Origin of the sequence: Micromonospora sp. DT62 (assembly GCF_049847285.1) — a bacterium.
GTDB lineage: Bacteria > Actinomycetota > Actinomycetes > Mycobacteriales > Micromonosporaceae > Micromonospora > Micromonospora reichwaldensis.
Genome location: NZ_JBNCOB010000015.1, coordinates 62,262 through 82,467 on the forward strand (window position 1 = coordinate 62,262; position 20,206 = coordinate 82,467).

The window sequence follows — 20,206 nt, forward strand, 5'->3', positions numbered from 1 at the left end:
CGGACTATCCAGGCCGCCTTGGCGCTGCTCACTCTTACAGCAACACTCCTGCCCCCCACCACCTCGCATGCTTGGTCTAACCGTAGCGCCGCAAGTCCGCAGGGCGTTGACCGGATCCGGGGGGACCAGTGGCACCTCAACTTTCTCAGGGTTGCCGAAGTACATAGAATCGTTCAAGGCAAAGGTGTGACAGTTGCGGTGCCAGACACCGGCGTTCATCCGCATCCCGATCTTGCGCACAACCTGCGTCGAGGCACAGATATTGTTGCTGGAGGCAGTGGCGACGGCCGACAAGACCGAGACAGCCACGGAACCGGCATGGCAGGTCTAATCGCCGCCCACGGGCGAACTGACAAACGAGGCGCCCTTGGCATCGCCCCCAAGGCGAAGATCCTTCCTATACGGGTGAAGAATAATAACCAAGGGGGAACCAGTCACCATTTGGCAGACGCGATAGACTATGCAATCACGCAAAATGCGGAAGTAATCAGCATTTCAGCAGCAGGAGCAGCAGATAGCCGTTTACATACGGCAATCGAGGCCGCAATCCGCGCGGACATAGTTATTGTCGCCGCAGCAGGTAATAAGCCCCTTAGCCAACACGTCGGGTTCCCTGCCGCCTACCCTGGCGTAATTGCCGTAGGTGGGGTTGATCGGCTCGGCCAGCGAGCCTCAGTGTCAGTCACCGGACCGGAAATCGACGTGGCCGCTCCGGCAGTCGACATTTTCAGCACTAGCATCGACGGCAAGTATCGCAAAGGCACCGGCACCTCAGACTCCACAGCCATCGTTGCTGGGGCCGCCGCCTTGATCCGGTCCAAGTACCCGTACCTGCCTGCCTCCGAGGTGGCGCACAGGCTCACCGCCACAGCGATCGACAAGGGCCCGCCGGGACGGGACGACGAGTACGGCCACGGGGTCATCGACCTGGTGGCGGCGTTGACGGCTGACGTACCGCCGCTGGGTTTCGGATCGGCGACGGCGAGCGTGCCGGCCCACGCCCCCTCGACCACGACGGCGGTAGCGGAGCCGGCCGGCGACGGGAGCGATGCGGCGACGACCCGTGGCCTGGTCACCCTCGGCGTGATCGTGGCGGCCGGCGGCGCGTGGACGTTCATCGCCCGTCGGCGGCGTCGGGGCGACGACCCGCCGCCCCGCGTCAGTCGCTGAGCGAACCGGAAGACGGAGACGGGCGAGGAGGGCCGACACGTCCCACCCGAGACGTCGTCGTCCCGGTCAGCCGGTAACGTCGGCGACGTGCCGAATTCCATGCCGCTCCGCCTCGTGCTCGCCTCCGCCAGCCCTGCCCGCCGCAAGATTCTCCAAGCCGCCGGGATCGAGACGGACGTGCTGGTCAGCGGCGTCGACGAGTCCCTCGTGGTCACCGAGCGGGCCGAGGACCTCTGCTTGGAGTTGGCCCGGATGAAGGCGCAGGCCGTGCTCACCCGGCTGCGGCCGGCCGACGACCAGCGGACGTTGGTGATCGGCTGCGACTCGGTGCTGGCCTTCGACGGGGAGATCCTCGGCAAGCCGACCGACGCGGCGGACGCCACCCGGCGCTGGGAGCGGATGCGCGGGCGCAGCGGTGTGCTGCACAGCGGGCACTGCCTGATCGACGTCGCAGCCGGGCGGCGGGCCGAGGCGGTCGCGTCGACCGTGGTGCACTTCGCCGACGTCAGCGACGACGAGATCGCCACGTACGTGGGCACGGGCGAGCCGCTGGCCGTGGCGGGGGCCTTCACGATCGACGGCCTGGGCGGTCCCTTCGTGGAGCGGATCGAGGGTGATCCGAGCACGGTCATCGGGCTCAGCCTGCCGATGCTGCGCCGCCTTCTCGCCGAACTGGACATCCCGATCACGGATCTGTGGACGAAGATCGCGCCCGGCAGTCAGACCGTCGAACTGCTCGGCTAGCGTCCGTTCTTGACTTCCTACCCACGTCTAGAGGCGGGGGATTCCAGCGGTCGCCCGCTGGGTTTCCTGCTTCACCGGCGGCCGCCCCGTCCGGACGTTCGTCCGTTGGGGTCTTATACCGCCTCCACAGGCAATCACGGAGAGCCCCTCCGCGAGGATGTTGCGGGCCGCGTTGACGTCGCGGTCGTGGGTCTGCCCGCATCGGCAGGTCCACGACCGCATGTTCAGCGGCATCCGCTGCGCGAGCGCACCGCACGCCGAGCACAGTTCGGACGACGGGAACCAGCGGTCCACGACAACGAGGTCGCGGTCGTGCCAGTCGGCCTTGTATTCGAGCAGGGTGCGGAACTGCCGCCAGGCCGCGTCGCTGATGGCGCGGGCCAGGCTGCGGTTTTTGACCATGTTGCGCACGGTCAGGTCCTCGACGACGATCGTTTGGTTCTCACGAACGAGCCGAGTGGTCAACTTGTGCAGATGGTCCCGCCTGCGGTCGGTGATCCGGGCGTGCACGCGGGCGACCTTGAGTCGGGCCTTGGCCCGGTTCGCGGAGCCCTTCTCCTTCTTGGCCAGGTTCCGCTGCGCCTTGGCGAGTGCGGCCCGGTCGCGGCGCTCATGCTTCGGGTTGACGACTTTCTCGCCGGTGGACAGCGTGAGCAGGCTGTCCAGGCCGGCATCGACCCCGACGGCCGGGCTCGGCGCCGGAGCCTGCTCGATCCGGTCGTCACACAGCAGCGACACGAACCAGCGACCGGCCGCGTCCTGCGACACGGTCACCGTGGACGGCTTCGCGCCCTCGGGAAGCGGCCGGGACCACACGATATCCAGCGGCTCGGCCATCTTCGCCAGCGTCAACTGGCCGTCGCGGTAGCGGAACCCGCTGGTGGTGTACTCCGCCGACCGGCGCGACTTTTTCTTGCTCTTGAAGCTCGGGTACCGGGCGCGCTTGGCGAAGAAGTTCGTGAACGCGACTTGCAGGTGCCGCAGCGTCTGCTGCAACGGCACGGACGACACCTCGTTGAGGAACGCCAGGTCGTCGGTTTTCTTCCACGCGGTCAACATCGCCGACGTGGTGTTGTAGTTGACCCGTTCCTGGCGCAGCGTCCACGCCTCGGTGCGGGCCTGCAATGCCATGTTGTAGACCAGCCGGACACAGCCGAACGTGCGGGCAAGCTCACAAGCCTGCTCGGAGCTCGGGTAGAAGCGGAACCTGAACGCCCGTTTCACAGCCCTGGCCATGGCTCATGGCCTAGCAAGATAGCCAGTAAGCTCTACGGTGACATGCGGGTGGACACCCATCCGCCTTGGCCGCGGATCGGCCTTTCCTGTCCCGACCTGCAAGAGTTCCGTTTGCTCCCACGGCTAAAGCCAGGGGTTTCCACGGAGGTTTTCGATGACCACCAAGTCGATCCCGCTCACGTCGGAACTGCACGCGTACCTGGTCGGGCACGGTGCGCCGCCGGACGAGATCATGCGGGACCTTGCCGAGGAGACCCGCGCGGCCCTGCCGAATGACGCGCAGATGCAGGTCGCACCGGAGCAGGCCGCCTTCCTGACCTTCCTCACCCGGCTGCTCGGGGTGCGGCAGGCCGTCGAGGTGGGCACGTTCACCGGCCTCTCGTCGCTGGCGATCGCCCGCGGGCTGCCCGAGGGCGGGCGGCTGACCTGCTTCGACATCTCCGAGGAGTTCACCGGCATCGCCCGGCGGTACTGGGCCCGCGCCGGTGTGGACGACCAGATCGAGCTGCGGATCGGCCCGGCCGGCGACACGCTGCGCGAGCTGCCCCACGAGCGCCACCTGGACTTCGCGTTCATCGACGCTGACAAGACCGGCTACCCGGTCTACTGGGCGGAGCTGGTGCCCCGGATGCGACCCGGCGGGGTGATCGCGGTCGACAACGTGCTGCGCGGTGGCCGGGTGATCGCCCCGCAGAACGCCGACGACCGGGCCATCGCGGCGTTCAACGACGAGGTGCTCGCCGACGTCCGCGTCGACGCGGTGATGCTCCCAATCGCCGACGGCCTCACCCTGGCCCGAGTGCACTGACGCCCTCACCTCAGCGCAATCTTGGTAGGAAACGGCCCCTGGAGGGGCCGATTCCTACCAAGATCCACCGGAGGGCAAGATCCACGGGGCACGCAAGAACCGCCGGAGAAACCCAAGATCCGCAGGGGATGCAAGAACCGCCGGAGGATGCAAGAACCGCGAGGTCGCTGGCGTCAGACGGGGGTCGGGGATCGGGTCTCGGCGGGGGCCGGGCGCAGGGCGCGGCCCAGGCGGGCGGCGAGCAGCGCAGCCGCCGCGATGAAGGCCGGCAGCAGCAGGAAGGCCAGGTGCGGTCCGACGCCGTCGGCCACCCAGCCGAGCGCGACCGGCGCGATCCCGAAGCCCACCCCCATCGAGTACGACGCGTAGCCGGCCGCCCGGTCCGCAGCCGGCCCGGCGACAGCGAGCGCGATCGAGATCGCCAGCGGGTAGTGCAGGGCGTTGCCGAGGCCGAGGACGACCAGGCCGGTAACGGCGAGCCAGCCGACCGGCGCGATCCAGAAGAGCGCGAACCCGGCCAGCGACACGCCCAGCGCGGCCAGCAGCAGCGGCACGGGCCGGTACCGCAGGGCGAGGCGGCCCCCGGCGAGCCGGCCCACGAACATGCCGCAGACGATCGCGGCGACGGCGGCCGAGGCGCCGCCGGCCGCCATCCCGGCGTGCGAGCGGAGCACGTCGGCCGTCCAGAGCGACAGGCAGACCTCGATCGAGCCGGTGACCGCCATCAGCACCCAGGCGATCCAGTACGCCACCGGCAGGCGCCGGCCGGACCCGTGGACACCGGCCACCGAGGCGACCCCACCGGAAGCCGAAGAGCCGGAAGTCGAAGAGCCTGAAGCCCGAGAGCCAGGAGCCGAAGAGCCTGAAGCCGGAGAGCCGGGAGCCGGAGAGCCGGGAGCCGCGGCAGCGGGAGCGGGCTGCGGCAGGCGTACGCGGAAGGTCACGGCGGCGAGCGCGACCAGCGCGATCAGGCCGACCTCGACGGCCATCGCCGGTCGCCAGCCCCACCCGGCGTCGACGCTGGCGCCGATGACCAGCGGGGCGAGGATGCCGGCGCCGGCGCAGGCGGCGTTGGCCTCGGTCAGCGCCGCCGGGGCGCCGGCGCCGTGCCGGTCGGTGAGCACCACGGACACGCCGCTGATCACCAGCATGCCGAAGGTGGCGATCACGGCTACGGCGGTGATCGTGGCGGGCAGGGCGTGGACGACGCCCAGGGCGACGACGCCGGCCGCCACGCCCGCCAGCCCGATCCAGATCGCCCGGCCCCGGCCGAGGCGGCGGGCCAGGGGTGCGAAGAGCGCCCCGCCGGCCAGCGCGCCGACGGCGATGCCGGTGCTGTGCAGGCCGGCGACGGCGGCCGAGGTGCCCTGTTCGTCGCGCAGCAGCGGCACGACCGGCCCGAAGCCGTAGAGGAAGAAGCCCCACAGCCCGAGCTGGGCGTAGGTCAGCCAGGTGAGCCGGTCACGGGTGAGGCGGGGCACCGGCCTCACGCTACAAGCGTGGGGACGGCGCCCCGCCCCTGGTGAGAGGCAACTCTCCCCTGCGTCAGGAAGGGCCCCTTCCGCTACCGCAGGCGTCAGGAAGGTGCCCTTCCTTTCACCTCAGCGGACGCTGCGGGCGAACTGGCGGGCGGCCCAGACGACGCTGGCGGCGGCGAGGAGCGCGATGATGCCGAGGCCCTGCCAGACCTTGTCGTCGCCGAGCTGGCCGGCGAAGAGGGCCCGGGTGCCGTCGACCGCCCAGGAGAACGGGTTCCACTCGGCGATGCCCTGGAGCCAGCCGGGGGCGAACGTCAGCGGCAGCAGGATGCCGGAGAGCAGCAGCACGGGCTGGGCCACGGTGTTCATCAGGGGGGCCAGCGCGTCCTCGCTCTTGACCTTGAGCGCGATGCCGTAGGAGACGGCCGAGGTCATCAGCGCGATCAGGGCGAGCATGAGGTACGCCAGCAGCAGGTCGACGAGGGAGACGCGCAGGTCGAACAGGAGCGCGAGCAGGGTGATGATGACCGCCTGCACGATGAGCGACACCACGTCGCGCAGCGAGCGGCCGAGCAGCAGGGCGAGGCGGCTGATCGGGGTGACCCGGGAGCGTTCGATGACCCCGGCGCGCAGCTCGGCGATCAGGCCGAAGCCCTGGAACAGGCCACCGAAGATGGCCAGCAGCACCAGCAGGCCGGGTACGAAGATCTTGTAGGCCTCCGCCTGGGTGGGCGCGTTCAGCGCCGGCTTGAGCAGCGGGGCGAAGAGCAGCAGGTACATCACCGGTTGGAAGACGCCGACGAAGACCCAGATGGGGTTGCGCAGCAGTAGCTGGAGCTGGCGCTGGAAGATCAGCCAGGTGTCACGGGCGAGTTTCATGGATCTCTCCGGTCGGGATCAGGACTCGCGCAGCGAGCGGCCGGTCTTGGTGAGGAAGACGTCGTCGAGGCTGGGCCGGTGCAGCTCGATGGACCTGAGCCCGAGGCCGGCGGTGTCGACGCGGCGCAGGATCTGCGGGATGGCGGTGGCGCCCTCGTCGACGTAGAGCCGCAGCCCGCCTTCCTCGGCGGTCTCCAGCTTGTTGACGTACGGCTCGCCGTCGAGCAGCTGCGCGGCCTGCGGGGTGGCCGCCGCGTCGAGCCCGACCAGCACGACGTCGCCGGAGATCTCGCGCTTCAGCTCCGTCGGGGTGCCCTCCGCGACCACCTCGCCGTGATCCATGATCGCGATCCGGTCGCAGAGCGCGTCGGCCTCCTCCAGGTAGTGGGTGGTGATGAAGACGGTCATGCCGTCGCCCCGCAGCCGGCGGATCTCGTCCCACATGTGCGCCCGGCTCTGCGGGTCGAGGCCGGTCGTCGGCTCGTCGAGGAAGACGATGCTCGGCTCGTGGATGATGCCGAGGGCGATCTCCACCCGCCGGCGCTGACCGCCGGAGTAGGTCTTGCACTTGCGGTCGGCGTACTCGGTGAGCTGGAAGGCGTCTAGGGCGCGGGCGGCCCGCCGGTGCGCGTCGGCCTTGCCGATGCCGTACATGCGGGCGTGCAGGACGAGTTCCTCCCGGGCGGTGGACTCGTCCCAGGTGCTGCCGCCCTGGGCGACGTAGCCGATGCGGCGGCGCACCTCGGCCGGGTCCTTGCGCAGGTCGGCCCCGGCGACGGTCGCCTCGCCGCCGTCCGGCTCGATGAGCGTGGCCAGCATCCGCAGGGTGGTGGTCTTGCCGGCGCCGTTGGGACCGAGGAAACCGAAGATCTCCCCCTCGGTGACCTTCAGGTCGACGCCGCGCACCGCGTCGACGGTCTTCTTCTGGCGACCCTCTCGGGAGCGGAACGACTTCCGCAACCCTCTGGTCTCGATCATGTCTGCTCCTGGTCGTCCGGGCCGGTGCCACCGGCCACCTGTCTGTCCCTCGGAGACGACGCCGGACGGCATGCTTCCCCCGTGGCGCCCCGGGCAGGCTAACGCGATATAGCTCTTATGGTCAACGTTGATTATTCGCCCTCCGTCGGGCGGGGCGGCAACCGCTCCTCCCAGCCCTCCCAGCCCTGCGCCCGCTCCAGCCCTTCAGGCAGGTACGACACCCCCGACTCGATCCGTTCCGCGATCCGCTCGCACCAGGAGATCTCCGCCTCGGAGCGGGCGGTCCAGAGTTCGAACATCCACCCCACGTGCACCGGCTTGGTCGAACGCATCCAGCCAGAACTCAACGACGTACGCATCCACTCGACACCGGCGCGCAGCAGGTTCGCCCGGTTGCGCAGGGCGGCCGCCGCCTCCTCGCGCGGCATCGCGGGCAGGAAGGAGAACGCCGCCGCGAACGGATCCGGCGGCTCGTGCAGCTGCCACCACAGGCCGCGCAGCAGCGACTCGAACTCCTCCTCGCCCTTCGGCGTCACCTCGTACGTGGTGCGGGCCGGACGGGCGCCCACCTGCTCGGTGGCGACCTCGCGCAACAGCCCCTCCTGGGTCAGCTTGCGCAGGGCGTGGTAGATCGATCCGGGCTGCACGTTCGCCCACCTGTCGGCGCTCCAACTGAGCAGCTCCCGGCGCACGTCGTAGCCGTGCACGGGCTGCATCCAGCGCACCAGGCCGAGGATCATCATTCGCGTGGCAGACACCGGATGAGCGTAATAAGCAAATTTGACTAGGGCGCGCTGAACAGTGCGGCATCCCACACTGAGCGATCGTTAGGGCCGGCACGGTGGCCGATACACTCCCGGTCAGTGACCCTCCGGGAGGAGCCAGCAAGGTGCGCAAGGTACTCATCGCCAACCGCGGCGAGATCGCCGTCCGCGTCATCCGTGCCTGTCGCGACGCCGGCCTCGGCAGCGTCGCCGTCTACGCGGACTCCGACCGGGACGCCCTGCACGCCACCCTGGCCGACGAGGCGTACGCGCTCGGTGGGGACACCGCCACCGACACGTACCTGCGGATCGACAAGCTGCTGGCGGTCGCCGCGAAGGCTGACGCCGACGCGGTCCACCCCGGCTACGGCTTCCTCTCCGAGAACGCCGACTTCGCCCAGGCCGTCATCGACGCCGGGCTGACCTGGATCGGCCCCACCCCGCAGGCGATCCGGGACCTCGGCGACAAGGTCACGGCCCGGCACATCGCCCAGCGCGCCGGCGCGCCCCTGGTGCCCGGCACCCCCGACCCGGTCGGCGGCCCCGACGAGGTGTTGGCGTTCGCCGTCGACCACGGCCTGCCGGTCGCCATCAAGGCCGCCTTCGGCGGCGGCGGACGCGGGCTCAAGGTGGCCCGCACCATGGAGGAGATCCCGCACCTGTTCGAGTCGGCCACCCGCGAGGCGGTCGCCGCGTTCGGCCGGGGCGAGTGCTTCGTCGAGCGCTACCTGGACAAGCCGCGCCACGTCGAGGCGCAGGTGCTGGCCGACCGGCACGGCAACGTGATCGTGGTCGGCACCCGGGACTGCTCGCTCCAGCGCCGGCACCAGAAGCTGGTCGAGGAGGCTCCCGCGCCGTTCCTCACCGACGCGCAGCGCGCCCAGATCCACGACAGCGCCAAGGCCATCTGCCGCGAGGCCGGCTACCACGGCGCCGGCACGGTGGAATACCTGGTCGGCGCCGACGGCACCATCTCCTTCCTGGAGGTCAACACCCGCCTCCAGGTCGAGCACCCGGTCACCGAGGAGACCGCCGGCATCGACCTGGTCCGCGAGCAGTTCCGGATCGCCGACGGCGAGAAGCTGCGGTTCACCGAGGACCCGACGCCGCGCGGGCACTCGATCGAGTTCCGGATCAACGGCGAGGACCCGGGCCGCAACTTCCTGCCCGCGCCCGGCACGGTCACCGCGCTGCGGCTGCCCACCGGCCCCGGCGTCCGGGTCGACACCGGCATCTCCGCCGGCGACGTGATCGGCGGCAACTTCGACTCGCTGCTGGCCAAGGTGATCATCACCGGCGAGACGCGTACCGAGGCGTTGGAGCGCGCCCGGCGCGCCCTGGACGAGATGGTCGTCGAGGGCATGGCCACCGCGCTGCCGTTCCACCGGCTGGTGGTCCGGGACGAGGCGTTCACCGCCGAGCCCTTCACCGTGCACACCCGGTGGATCGAGACCGAGTTCGACAACACCGTCGTGCCGTTCACCGCCGCCGCCGGCCCCGCCGAGGCGCCGGCCGAGCGCGAGACCGTCGTGGTCGAGGTCGGGGGCAAGCGGCTGGAGGTCAGCCTCCCCGCCGGCCTAGGCGGGGGTACGGCCACCGCCGCGCCCGCCGCACGCAAGCCGGCCCGCCGGGGCGGCGGGGCCAAGGCCGGCGTCGCGGTCAGCGGCGACGCGCTGACGTCCCCGATGCAGGGCACCATCGTCAAGATCGCGGTCGCCGACGGCGACACCGTGGCCGAGGGTGACCTGGTCGTGGTGCTGGAGGCGATGAAGATGGAGCAGCCGCTGCACGCCCACAAGGCGGGCACGGTCAGCGGCCTCGCGGCCGAGGTCGGCGTCGTCATCACCGCCGGCGCGGCGATCTGCACCATCGCCTGAGGTGTGAGGAAGGCACCTTCCTGACGTTTCCGGTACAGGAAGGTGCCTTTCCTCACGGCACGGCAGGGCGCGGCAAGCGGGGCGGGGTGCGCCCCCGGCCTGGCACCAGCCCGCCGGGCGGTCAGCGCAGTTCGGCGCCGGCCACCGCCCGGACGGCGGCCGTCAACGCGTCCAGGGTGGCGGAGTCCACCCGCCAGTGCTGCCAGTACAACGGGCGGTCCAGGTGGCGCCCGGCGCCGAGGTCGACGCAGCGTCCGGCGGCGACGTCGGCGCGGGCGATCCGCTCCGGGACCATTCCCCAGCCGAGCCCGAGCCGCACCGCCTCGTTGAAGCCGTCGAAGGACGGGACGTAGTGGACCGGCGGGTCGAGCCGACGCCGGGTGACGGTGCGGGCGAACCGCTGCTGGAGCTGGTCCTTGCGGTCGAACGCCATCATCGGCGCCGACGCCAGGGCGGCCTCGGTGAGACCGTCGGGGAAGTGGCGCGCGGCGAACCCGGTCTCGGCCAGGGCGACGTACCGCATGGCGCCCAGCCGCTCCACCCGGCAGCCCTGCACGGCCTCGCGCTGCGCGGTCACGGCCGCCATCGCCGTGCCGTCGCGGATCAGCTCCGCCGTGTGGTCCTCGTCGTCCCGGCGGACGTCGAACAGCAGCGCCAGCCCGGTGGGCAGTCGCGCCAGCGCGCCGACGAACCAGGTGCCGAGCGAGTCCCCGTTCGCCACGACCGTCACCCGGGTGGGTGCGGGCCCGCCGAGGGCGGGCCGGGCGGCGTCCAGCGCCTCCCGTTCCAGCAGGGCCACCTGCCCGGCGAGCCGCAGCAGCGGCCGGCCCGCGTCGGTGGCCCGGCACGGCTTCGTCCGCTGGACGAGCACCTGGCCGACGGACTGCTCCAGCGCCTTGAGCCGCTGGCTGACGGCCGAGGGGGTGACGTGCAGGGACCGCGCCGCCGCCTCGAAGCTGCCCTCGCGGACCACCGCGGCGAAGGTCCGGAGCTGCGTGGTGTCCAGCATGATGAAGCAGAGCTTATCCGGCATGAGAATCTTTAGCTGGGCTGTATCACGTGGGGCTCGTAGCCTCGGTTCGTGCCCGACATCCTCAGCAGCTCCGTGGCCGGCTCCGCCGCCGCCGGCTTCTCCCTCGCCATCGCGCTGATCGCCGCCATCGGCGCGCAGAACGCCTTCGTCCTGCGGCAGGGCCTGCGCCGCGAGCACGTCCTGCCGGTCGTCGCCGTCTGCGCCGCGTCCGACGCGCTGCTCATCGCGCTCGGCATCGCCGGCATGGGCGGCGCGACGGCCGAGCACCCCACCGCCCTCACCGCCGTCCGGTGGCTCGGCGCCGCGTTCCTGCTCGGGTACGCCGCGCTGGCCGCCCGCCGCGCGCTGCGTCCCGGCGCGCTCTCCCCCGCCGACCGGCCGCCGGCCACGCTCGGCGCGACGCTGCTGGCCTGCCTCGCGTTCACCTACCTCAACCCGCACGTGTACCTCGACACCGTCCTCCTGCTCGGCGGGGTGGCCCGCCAGCACCCGCACCACTGGGTCTTCGGCGCGGGCGCCGTGCTGGCCAGCGCGGTCTGGTTCACGGTCCTCGGCGCCGCCGCCCACCGGCTCGCGCCCGTGCTGGCCCGCCCGGCGGCCTGGCGGATCATCGACGGCACGGTCGCCCTCGTGATGGTCGCGGTCGCGGCGACCCTGCTGCTCGACTGAGCGCGCCGGTGTCATTGATCGGGCCGACGTCGCGGGCGCCGGTCGGGGTGTTTTCGGCTACCACCCGGGGCGCGGGCGCCGGCGGGCGGGAATGATGGGCGACGTGCGGTTCCTTCACGGCGCGGTCCCCGCGCACGACCTGACCTACAACGACGTCTTCATGGCGCCCGTCCGTTCCGAGGTGGGTTCGCGGCTCGACGTCGACCTGGCCACCCCCGACGGCACGGGCACCACCATCCCGCTGGTCGTGTCGAACATGACGGCGGTGTCCGGCCGCCGGATGGCCGAGACGGTCGCCCGGCGGGGCGCGATCGCGGTCATCCCGCAGGACATCCCCATCGAGGTGGTGGCGAACGTCGTCGCCTGGGTCAAGCAGCGGCACCTGGTGCACGACACGGCGATCACGCTGGGCCCGACCGACACCGTCGGCGACGCGATCCACCTGCTGCCGAAGCGGTCGCACGGCGCCGTGGTGGTGATCGACGAGGAGAGCCGGCCGATGGGCGTGGTGACCGAGGCCGACACGGTCAGCGTGGACCGCTTCGCCCAGCTCCGGCACGTGATGTCCACGGAGCTGCACACCGTGCCGGCGGACGCGGACCCGCGTACCGGCTTCGAGCGGCTCTCGGCGGGGCGGCGCCGGTTGGCCCCGGTGGTCGACGCCGAGGGTCGCCTCGTCGGGGTGCTGACCCGGCAGGGCGCGCTGCGGGCGACCCTCTACCGGCCGGCGGTGGACGACCGGGGACGGCTGCGGATCGCCGCCGCCGTGGGCATCAACGGCGACGTGACCGGCAAGGCGGCGGCGCTGCTGGAGGCCGGGGTGGACACGCTGGTGGTGGACACCGCGCACGGCCACCAGGAACGCATGATCACCGCCCTGCGGGCGGTCCGCGCGCTGGACCCGGCGGTCCCGGTCGCGGCGGGCAACGTGGTGACCGCCGAGGGCGTACGCGACCTCGTGCGGGCGGGGGCCGACATCGTCAAGGTCGGCGTCGGTCCGGGCGCGATGTGCACCACCCGGATGATGACCGGGGTGGGCCGGCCGCAGTTCTCCGCCGTGCTCGACTGCGCCGCGGCGGCCCGGCAGCTCGGCCGGCACGTCTGGGCCGACGGCGGCGTGCGACACCCGCGCGACGTGGCGCTGGCGCTGGCCGCCGGAGCCTCGAACGTGATGATCGGCTCCTGGTTCGCCGGCACCTACGAGTCCCCCGGCGACCTCTACACCGACGCCGACGGCCGGCGTTACAAGGAGAGCTTCGGCATGGCCTCGGCGCGGGCGGTCAGCGCGCGGACGGCCGACGACAGCGCGTACGACCGGGCCCGCAAGGCGGTCTTCGAGGAGGGCATCTCCTCGGCGCGGATGTACCTGGACCCGGCCCGTCCGGGCGTGGAGGACCTGATCGACGAGATCATCGCGGGGGTGCGGAGCGCCTTCACCTACGCGGGCGCGCGCGACCTCGCGGAGTTCCACGAGCGGGCCCTGGTCGGCGTGCAGAGCACGGCCGGCTACACCGAGGGGATGCCGCTGCCCACCAGCTGGTGACGCCGCCGCCACCCTGAGCCGCGCCGCAGCCGGCTGACGCTGTCCGCCGGTGGCCGGCGGCTGCCACGAACGACCTGCCGGGCCGATCTCGACGGCGGTGCCCGTCGAGGGCGGGCCTGTCGGGCTGAATCGTCTACGACATCAGCTCGACAGGACCGGCACGGGCACTGCTCCGGCGCGTCCGGCCGCGGATCGGGCGCCCCACGTCGGTCGCCCCCGGGGGCGGGCAAGACGACACTCGCCGACGCGGGGTCGCCCGGCCGTCCCGCGCCCGTCAGGACTGCGGGAAGAGGCGGTGGATCACCTCGCGGGCCGCCGCCCGGGGGTCGTCGCCGACGCGGGGCGGCAGCGCGCCCGAGATCCAGAGCGTGGCGAAGCCGTGCACGATGGACCAGGCCGCGAGCGCGTCGCCCTGCGGATCCTCCGCCGTCGGGCGTCCCTCGGGCAGCGCGGCGACGCCCGAGTTCAGTGCGGCCCCGGCCCGCTGGCGGGCCGCCACCAGCTCCTTCGCGTCGGCCCGGTAGAGGTCCGGACGGAACATCACCTCGAAGTGCGCGCGGTGGCGCACCGCGAAGTCGACGTACGCGACGCCCCGGTCGAGCAGTTCGCCGCCGACGTCGTACAGCGCCTCGGCCAGCCGGTGGAAGCCCTCGGTGGCGAGGGCGGTGAGCAGTCCGGCCTTGTCGCCGAAGTGGTGGGTCGGGGCGGCGTGCGAGACGCCCGCCCGGCGGGCTAGGTCGCGCAGGCTCAGGGCCGCCGGGCCCGACTCCTCGATCGCCTGCACCGCCGCCGCGAGCAGGGCGCGACGCAGGTCGCCGTGGTGGTAGCCGCGCGTTCCGGTCATGCCGCCATCATATCTTTCCATTGACAAGATGACACCTCCGGAGGCAATCTTTTCGGCGACAAGTTCCTACCGGGGAGGTACCGATGGCTCCGTTGATCACACTCGTGGCCGGCACCGCGCTCGCCCGGCTGGCCGGACTGGTCGGCGTGGCCGCCCTCGACGGCTGGCATCCGGCGCTGCGGGTGGGCCTGGCGCTGATGTTCGTGGTGACCGGTGTCGCGCACTTCGCCCCCGCCTACCGGGCCGACATGATCGCGATGGTGCCGCCGCGCCTGCCCCGGCCCGACCTGCTGGTCACCGTCACCGGCGTGCTGGAGCTGGTGGGCGCGGTCGGGCTGCTGGTGCCGGCGACCGCCCGCTGGACCGCGGCCGGGCTGGCCCTGCTGATGCTGGCCATGTTCCCGGCGAACGTCTCGGCGGTACGGCGCGGGCTGACCCTGGCCGGCCGCCCGGCGACCCCCCTCGGCCCGCGCACGGCGGAGCAGATCCTCTTCGTCGGAGTGGCCGCCGCCATTTCGTTTGGGGCCTGACGTTCAGGGCGCTAATCTGCCGTCCATGGAATTGATGACGCTACGGGACGTGCCGATAGCGCGACTGCTCGTGGTCGCCGGGCACGTCACCGGACAGCGGTGGAATCGTTACCTGGCCGAGGCACACGGCCTCACCCAGGCCGGGATGGTCGCTCTGATGACTCTCGCCGAGCACGGCGAACTGGCGCACCGCGCGGTCGCCGAGCACTGTTTCGTCCGGCCGGCCACCCTGACCGGCATCGTCGACACCCTCGAACGCGACGGCCTCGTCGAGCGGCAGCGCGACGAGGCCGACCGGCGCAGCGTCAAGATCGCGATCACCCCGGCCGGCCGCGCCCGGATCGACGCGCTGACCGCCATGATCCGCTCCGGGCAGCCGCTGACCTCGGTCGACGCCGACCCGGCGAAGGCGGCGGTGATCCGCGAGTTCCTCCTCGAGGTCATCGGCAACGGCGACCACGGCACCCCGGAAGGGAGCCCGGCATGCTGACCCGGCTGCTGCGTACGCACCTTCGCCCGTACCACCGGCCGCTGGCCGCCGTGGTGCTGCTCCAGTTCGTCGGCACCATGGCGTCGCTCTACCTGCCCAGCCTCAACGCCGACATCATCGACCTGGGCGTGGCCCGGGGTGACACCGGCTACATCATGCGCACCGGCGGCTGGATGCTCGCGGTCAGCCTGATCCAGATCGTCTGCTCGGTCGCGGCCGTCTACCTCGGCGCGCGCACCGCGATGGCCTTCGGCCGGGACGTCCGGTCGTCGATCTTCGGGCACGTCAACCGCTTCTCCGCCCGCGAGGTCGCCCGGTTCGGCGCGCCCTCGCTGATCACCCGCAACACCAACGACGTGCAGCAGGTGCAGATGCTCGTGCTGATGAGCTGCACGATGCTCGTCGCCGTGCCCATCATGAGCGTCGGCGGCGTGGTGATGGCGCTGCGCGAGGACGTCGGGCTCTCCTGGCTGATGCTCGTCAGCGTGCCCGTGCTGGCCGTGGCCCTGTGGCTGATCATCCGGCGGATGGTGCCGGGCTTCCGGCTCATGCAGACCCGCATCGACACGGTCAACCGGGTGCTGCGCGAGCAGATCACCGGCATCCGGGTGGTGCGGGCGTTCGTCCGGGAGCCGTACGAGACGGATCGATTCGCCACGGCGAACGCCGACCTGACCGCGACCGCCCTGCGGATCGGCCGCCTGATGGCGTTGATCTTCCCGGTGGTGATGCTGGTGCTCAACGTCTCCAGCGTCGCGGTGCTCTGGTTCGGGGCCGAGCGGGTGGACGCCGGGGCGATCCAGGTCGGCGCCCTCACCGCCTTCCTCCAGTACCTGATGCAGATCCTGATGGCCGTCATGATGGCCACCTTCATGCTGATGATGGTGCCGCGGGCGGCGGTCTGCGCCGAACGGATCGTCGAGGTGCTCGACACCGACTCCTCCGTGGTGCCCGCCGCCCGCCCCGTGACCGAGGTGACGAGCCACGGCGAGCTGGAACTGCGCGACGTCGCGTTCCAGTACCCGGGGGCGGCCGAGCCGGTGCTGCGCAACGTGTCGTTCCGGGTCACGCCGGGGACGACGACGGCGGTCATCGGCAGCACCGGCGCGGGCAAGACCACCCTGCTGTCGCTCGTGCCCCGCCTGGTCGACGCGACCGCCGGCGCGGTGCTGGTCGACGGCGTCGACGTGCGGAAGCTGGCGCCGGACGAGCTGTGGCGCCGCATCGGGCTGGTGCCGCAGCGGCCGTACCTGTTCACCGGGACGGTGGCGAGCAACCTGCGCTACGGCAACCCGGACGCGACCGACGCGGAACTCTGGGACGCGCTGGAGATCGCCCAGGCCCGGGACTTCGTCGAGGCGATGCCCGAGGGGCTCGAGGCGCCGATCGCGCAGGGCGGCACGAACGTCTCCGGCGGGCAACGGCAGCGGCTGGCCATCGCGCGGGCCCTGGTCCGGCGGCCGGAGATCTACCTCTTCGACGACTCGTTCTCCGCGCTCGACCTCGGCACGGACGCGCGGCTGCGGGCGGCGCTGCGCCCCGTCACCGCGGACGCCGCCGTGGTGATCGTGGCGCAGCGCGTCTCCACCATCGTCGGCGCCGACCAGATCGTCGTGCTCGAGAACGGGGGCGTGGTCGGGATCGGCCGACACGACGAACTACTACTCACCTGCCCGACGTACGCCGAGATCGTGGCGTCGCAGAACACCACGGAGGTGGTCGCGTGAGCGAGCGGAGCGAGCCAACCGTCAGGCACAGCAGCGCGGGCGCGAGCGCCGTACCGCAGCAGAAGCCGGCCGCCGACGCCGCGACGCCGAAGCGGCTGCCGCCCGGCGTGCAGCGCGGCGGTCCGCACGCGAGCGTCGGGATGCCCGCCGAGCGGTCGATGAACTTCGGGCCCTCGGCCCGGCGGCTGCTGGGCCGGCTGCGCCCGCAGCGCCTCCAGCTCGTCGCCGTGATCGCGCTGGCCGTGCTCAGCGTCGGGTTCAGCGTGGTCGGGCCGAAGGTGCTCGGCTGGGCCACCGACCTGATCTTCACCGGGGTGATCGGCCGGCAGCTGCCGGCGGGCACCACCGCCGACCAGGCGGTGGCCGCCGCGCGGGCGGCCGGCAACGACAACTTTGCCGACATGCTCGCCCGGATGGACGTGGTGCCCGGTGAGGGCATCGACTTCACCGCGCTGGCGCGGGTGCTGCTGCTGGCACTCGGGCTCTACCTGGCGGCCAGCCTGCTGATGTGGTGGCAGGGCTGGTTGCTCAACGGGGTGGTGCAGCGCACCGTGCTGCGGCTGCGCGCCGAGGTGGAGGAGAAGCTGAACCGGCTGCCGCTGCCCTACTTCGACCGGCAGCCCCGGGGCGAGCTGCTCAGCCGGGTCACCAACGACATCGACAACATCTCGACGAGCCTTCAGCAGACGCTGAGCCAGCTGCTCACCTCGCTGCTCACCGTGGTCGGCGTGCTCGCCATGATGTTCTGGATCTCGCCGCTGCTGGCCCTGGTGGCCCTGGTCGCGGTGCCGATCTCGGTGATCGTCACCGGTGTCATCGCCAAGCGGTCGCAGCAGCAGTTCATCGCCCAGTGGGAGCACACCGGCGAGCTGAACGGCCAGATCGAGGAGGCCTTCACCGGCCACGAGCTGGTCAAGGTCTTCGGCCGGCAGCGTGAGGTCGAGGCCGCCTTCACCGCCAAGAACGACGAGCTGTTCCGGGCGAGCTTCGGCGCCCAGTTCATCAGCGGGATCATCATGCCGGCGATGATGTTCGTCGGGAACCTCAGCTACGTGGCGATCGCCGTGGTCGGTGGCCTGCGGGTGGCGTCGGGGTCGATGAGCCTCGGCGACGTGCAGGCGTTCATCCAGTACTCGCGGCAGTTCACCCAGCCGCTCACCCAGGTCGCCTCGATGGCGAACCTGCTCCAGTCCGGGGTGGCCTCCGCCGAACGGGTCTTCGCCGTGCTCGACGCCGAGGAGCAGAGCCCCGACCCGGCCGAGCCGGCCCGGGTACGCGACCCGCACGGCCGGGTCGAGTTCGCGAACGTCTCCTTCCGGTACACCCCCGACAAGCCGCTGATCGAGGACCTCTCCCTGGTCGCCGAGCCCGGCCACACGGTCGCCATCGTGGGGCCGACCGGGGCCGGCAAGACCACGCTGGTCAACCTGGTCATGCGCTTCTACGAGCTGGACGCCGGCCGGATCACGCTCGACGGGGTGGACGTGACCACGATGCGCCGCGACGACCTGCGCGGCCGGATCGGCATGGTGCTCCAGGAGACCTGGCTCTTCGGGGGCACCATCCGCGACAACATCGCGTACGGCCGCCCCGGGGCGAGCGAGGAGGAGATCCTGGCCGCGGCCCGGGCCACGTTCGTGGACCGGTTCGTGCGCAGCCTGCCCGACGGCTACGACACGGTGATCGACGAGGAGGGCAGCAACGTCAGCGCCGGCGAGAAGCAGCTCATCACGATCGCCCGGGCCTTCCTCGCCGAGCCGTCGCTGCTGATCCTGGACGAGGCGACCAGCTCGGTGGACACCCGCACCGAGGTGCTGCTCCAGCGGGCGATGGCCGCGCTGCGGTCGGACCGGACGAGCTTCGTCATCGCGCACCGGCTCTCCACCATCCGCGACGCCGACCTGATCCTGATGATGGAGGACGGCCGGATCGTGGAGCAGGGCACGCACGATGAACTGCTCGACGCGCGGGGCGCGTACCACCGCCTGTACCGGTCGCAGTTCACCGCCGCCCTCCAGCCCGACCCCGACCCCCAGCCCGACGCCCAGCCCGGCCCCGAACTCCAGCCCGGCCCCGAGCCCGCGCCGCTCGAAGGGTCGTCCCGGTGACGGGGAGACCGCCGGTGGCGACGGGCGGGCGGTCGACGGGGTCGGGGCCGGGCGGGGGCTCAGCGGGTCGGCAGCAGGGCCGGGCCGCGGTCGGCCACCACCGCGCCGATCAGCCGGAGGGCGTCGGCGGCGGGCATCGGGTCCAGGGCCCGGCCGCCGCGCAACCGCAGGGAGACCGCGCCCTCGGCCGCCTCGCGGGGTCCGACGACGGCGGCGTACGGCACCCGGGCGCGGGCCGCGTCGCGGATCCGGGAGCCCAGCGAACCGGCCCCGTCGACCTCGACGCGCAGCCCGGCGGCCAGCGCGTCGCGGGCGAGCCGGGCCGCCGCCCCGGCCTGCTCGTCGCCGACGGGCAGCACCACCAGCTGCACCGGGGCGTACCAGGCGGGGAAGGCGCCCTCGTGCACCTCGATCAGATACGCGAAGAGCCGCTCCATGCTGCCCACGAGGCTGCGGTGCACCATCACCGGTCGACGCCGCGCCCCGGACGCGTCGGTGTACGACAGGTCGAACCGCTCCGGCTTGTCGAAGTCGAGCTGGACGGTGGAGAGGGTGAACTCCCGGCCGGCGGCGTCGCGCACCTGGATGTCGATCTTCGGTCCGTAGAACGCGGCCTCCCCCGGGGCCTCGGTGAACTCCACCCCGTCGAGCGCGGCGCGCAGCAGCTCCTCCGCCCGCGCCCACTGGGCGTCGTCCCCGACGTACTTCTCCCCCGGCCCGCGCAGCGACAACCGGAACCCCGCCGGCCGTACGCCGAGCGCGGCGTGCGCCTCGCGGATCAGCCGGAGGATCTCGACGACCTCCTCGCCCACCTGCTCCAGGGCGCAGAAGTTGTGCGCGTCGTTGAGCGAGATGGCGCGTACCCGGGACAGCCCGCCGAGCACCCCCGAGCGCTCGGCGCGGTACATGCCGCCCAGCTCGGCGATCCGCAGCGGCAGCTCCCGGTAGGAGCGGCCCCGGGACCGGAACACCAGCGCGTGGTGCGGGCAGAGCGCCGGCCGCAGCACGAGCTCGTCGTCGGCGCCGAGCGCCATGGGCGGGAACATGTCGTCGGCGAAGTAGCCGAGATGGCCGGAGAGTTCGAAGAGTTCCCGCCTGCCCAGCGGCGGGGTGGACACGTGCCGGTAGCCGGCCCGGCGTTCCAGCTCGCGGACGTACTCCTCGACGGCGTGCCGGGCGGCGGCGCCGGCCGGCAGCCAGAGCGGCAGCCCGGCGCCGGCCAGCGGGTCGGAACCGAACAGCTCCAGCTCCCGGCCGAGCCTGCGGTGGTCGATCATGTCGCGCTCCTTGATCGGGTACGACCCGGAGGCGACCCGGTCACCGGACGC

At 72.0% G+C, this 20,206-nt stretch carries 18 protein-coding genes; 10 read left to right on the top strand and 8 right to left on the bottom strand.

Annotated elements, in window-relative coordinates:
• Window positions 1–18 precede the first annotated feature (18 nt).
• Window positions 19–1,170, top strand: a complete 1,152-nt coding sequence (gene mycP, locus ACPXCB_RS20370; protein WP_425877215.1) for a type VII secretion-associated serine protease mycosin — start codon at window positions 19–21, stop codon at window positions 1,168–1,170.
• A gap of 87 nt (window positions 1,171–1,257) precedes the next feature.
• Window positions 1,258–1,914, top strand: a complete 657-nt coding sequence (locus tag ACPXCB_RS20375; protein ID WP_425877216.1) for a Maf family protein — start codon at window positions 1,258–1,260, stop codon at window positions 1,912–1,914.
• 27 nt (window positions 1,915–1,941) lie between these two features.
• Here ACPXCB_RS20375 and ACPXCB_RS20380 read toward each other — a convergent pair whose 3' ends face one another.
• Window positions 1,942–3,150 (bottom strand): RNA-guided endonuclease InsQ/TnpB family protein, encoded by a 1,209-nt coding sequence (locus tag ACPXCB_RS20380; protein WP_425877217.1) that lies wholly within the window; start codon window positions 3,148–3,150, stop codon window positions 1,942–1,944.
• 154 nt (window positions 3,151–3,304) lie between these two features.
• Between ACPXCB_RS20380 and ACPXCB_RS20385 the strand changes: the two genes are divergently transcribed.
• Entirely contained in the window at window positions 3,305–3,958 is a 654-nt protein-coding gene (locus ACPXCB_RS20385) for an O-methyltransferase (protein ID WP_425877218.1), read from the top strand.
• Window positions 3,959–4,131: 173 nt separating this feature from the next.
• On the opposite strand, the gene ACPXCB_RS20390 is transcribed toward ACPXCB_RS20385, so the two are convergent.
• The 4 genes from ACPXCB_RS20390 to ACPXCB_RS20405 all read right to left on the bottom strand — a co-directional run bounded on the left by ACPXCB_RS20390 (window position 4,132) and on the right by ACPXCB_RS20405 (window position 8,036).
• Entirely contained in the window at window positions 4,132–5,439 is a 1,308-nt protein-coding gene (locus ACPXCB_RS20390; protein ID WP_425877219.1) for an MFS transporter, read from the bottom strand.
• Between the two features lie 120 nt (window positions 5,440–5,559).
• Entirely contained in the window at window positions 5,560–6,315 is a 756-nt protein-coding gene (locus ACPXCB_RS20395; RefSeq protein WP_425877220.1) for an ABC transporter permease, read from the bottom strand.
• Window positions 6,316–6,333: 18 nt separating this feature from the next.
• Window positions 6,334–7,293, bottom strand: a complete 960-nt coding sequence (locus ACPXCB_RS20400) for an ATP-binding cassette domain-containing protein (protein ID WP_425877221.1) — start codon at window positions 7,291–7,293, stop codon at window positions 6,334–6,336.
• Window positions 7,294–7,424: 131 nt separating this feature from the next.
• Complete coding sequence (locus ACPXCB_RS20405) at window positions 7,425–8,036, bottom strand: PadR family transcriptional regulator (protein WP_421458610.1); 612 nt, start codon at window positions 8,034–8,036, stop codon at window positions 7,425–7,427.
• 146 nt (window positions 8,037–8,182) lie between these two features.
• Here ACPXCB_RS20405 and ACPXCB_RS20410 point away from each other — a divergent pair, with 146 nt between their 5' ends.
• Window positions 8,183–9,934 carry an acetyl/propionyl/methylcrotonyl-CoA carboxylase subunit alpha gene (locus ACPXCB_RS20410; RefSeq protein WP_425877222.1) on the top strand — a complete coding sequence of 584 codons (1,752 nt, stop codon included), beginning with the start codon at window positions 8,183–8,185 and terminating at the stop codon, window positions 9,932–9,934.
• Between the two features lie 121 nt (window positions 9,935–10,055).
• Here the strand turns inward: ACPXCB_RS20410 and ACPXCB_RS20415 are convergent, their stop codons facing one another.
• Entirely contained in the window at window positions 10,056–10,943 is an 888-nt protein-coding gene (locus ACPXCB_RS20415) for a LysR family transcriptional regulator ArgP (protein WP_425877263.1), read from the bottom strand.
• Between the two features lie 96 nt (window positions 10,944–11,039).
• On the opposite strand from ACPXCB_RS20415, the gene ACPXCB_RS20420 reads away from it, so the two are divergent.
• Together ACPXCB_RS20420 and ACPXCB_RS20425 are read left to right on the top strand one after the other, a co-directional pair.
• On the top strand, window positions 11,040–11,636 hold the full coding sequence (locus ACPXCB_RS20420; RefSeq protein ID WP_425877264.1) for a LysE/ArgO family amino acid transporter: 597 nt from the start codon (window positions 11,040–11,042) through the stop codon (window positions 11,634–11,636).
• Between the two features lie 103 nt (window positions 11,637–11,739).
• Entirely contained in the window at window positions 11,740–13,179 is a 1,440-nt protein-coding gene (locus tag ACPXCB_RS20425; protein ID WP_425877223.1) for a GuaB1 family IMP dehydrogenase-related protein, read from the top strand.
• A gap of 274 nt (window positions 13,180–13,453) precedes the next feature.
• Here ACPXCB_RS20425 and ACPXCB_RS20430 read toward each other — a convergent pair whose 3' ends face one another.
• Complete coding sequence (locus ACPXCB_RS20430; protein ID WP_425877224.1) at window positions 13,454–14,023, bottom strand: TetR/AcrR family transcriptional regulator; 570 nt, start codon at window positions 14,021–14,023, stop codon at window positions 13,454–13,456.
• Window positions 14,024–14,106: 83 nt separating this feature from the next.
• Between ACPXCB_RS20430 and ACPXCB_RS20435 the strand changes: the two genes are divergently transcribed.
• From ACPXCB_RS20435 to ACPXCB_RS20450, 4 genes are all read left to right on the top strand, one after another.
• Entirely contained in the window at window positions 14,107–14,553 is a 447-nt protein-coding gene (locus tag ACPXCB_RS20435; protein WP_425877225.1) for a DoxX family protein, read from the top strand.
• Between the two features lie 25 nt (window positions 14,554–14,578).
• Complete coding sequence (locus ACPXCB_RS20440) at window positions 14,579–15,043, top strand: MarR family winged helix-turn-helix transcriptional regulator (RefSeq protein WP_311414041.1); 465 nt, start codon at window positions 14,579–14,581, stop codon at window positions 15,041–15,043.
• The gene (locus ACPXCB_RS20445) at window positions 15,037–16,770 is read left to right on the top strand and encodes an ABC transporter ATP-binding protein (RefSeq protein ID WP_425877226.1); all 1,734 of its coding nucleotides are present in this window, start codon (window positions 15,037–15,039) and stop codon (window positions 16,768–16,770) included. Before ACPXCB_RS20440 ends, ACPXCB_RS20445 begins: the two co-directional genes overlap by 7 nt.
• A gap of 140 nt (window positions 16,771–16,910) precedes the next feature.
• The gene (locus ACPXCB_RS20450; RefSeq protein WP_425877265.1) at window positions 16,911–18,878 is read left to right on the top strand and encodes an ABC transporter transmembrane domain-containing protein; all 1,968 of its coding nucleotides are present in this window, start codon (window positions 16,911–16,913) and stop codon (window positions 18,876–18,878) included.
• Window positions 18,879–18,937: 59 nt separating this feature from the next.
• Here the strand turns inward: ACPXCB_RS20450 and thrS are convergent, their stop codons facing one another.
• A complete protein-coding gene (thrS, locus tag ACPXCB_RS20455; RefSeq protein ID WP_425877227.1) occupies window positions 18,938–20,155 on the bottom strand; it encodes a threonine--tRNA ligase in 1,218 nt (405 codons plus the stop codon).
• Window positions 20,156–20,206 lie beyond the last annotated feature (51 nt).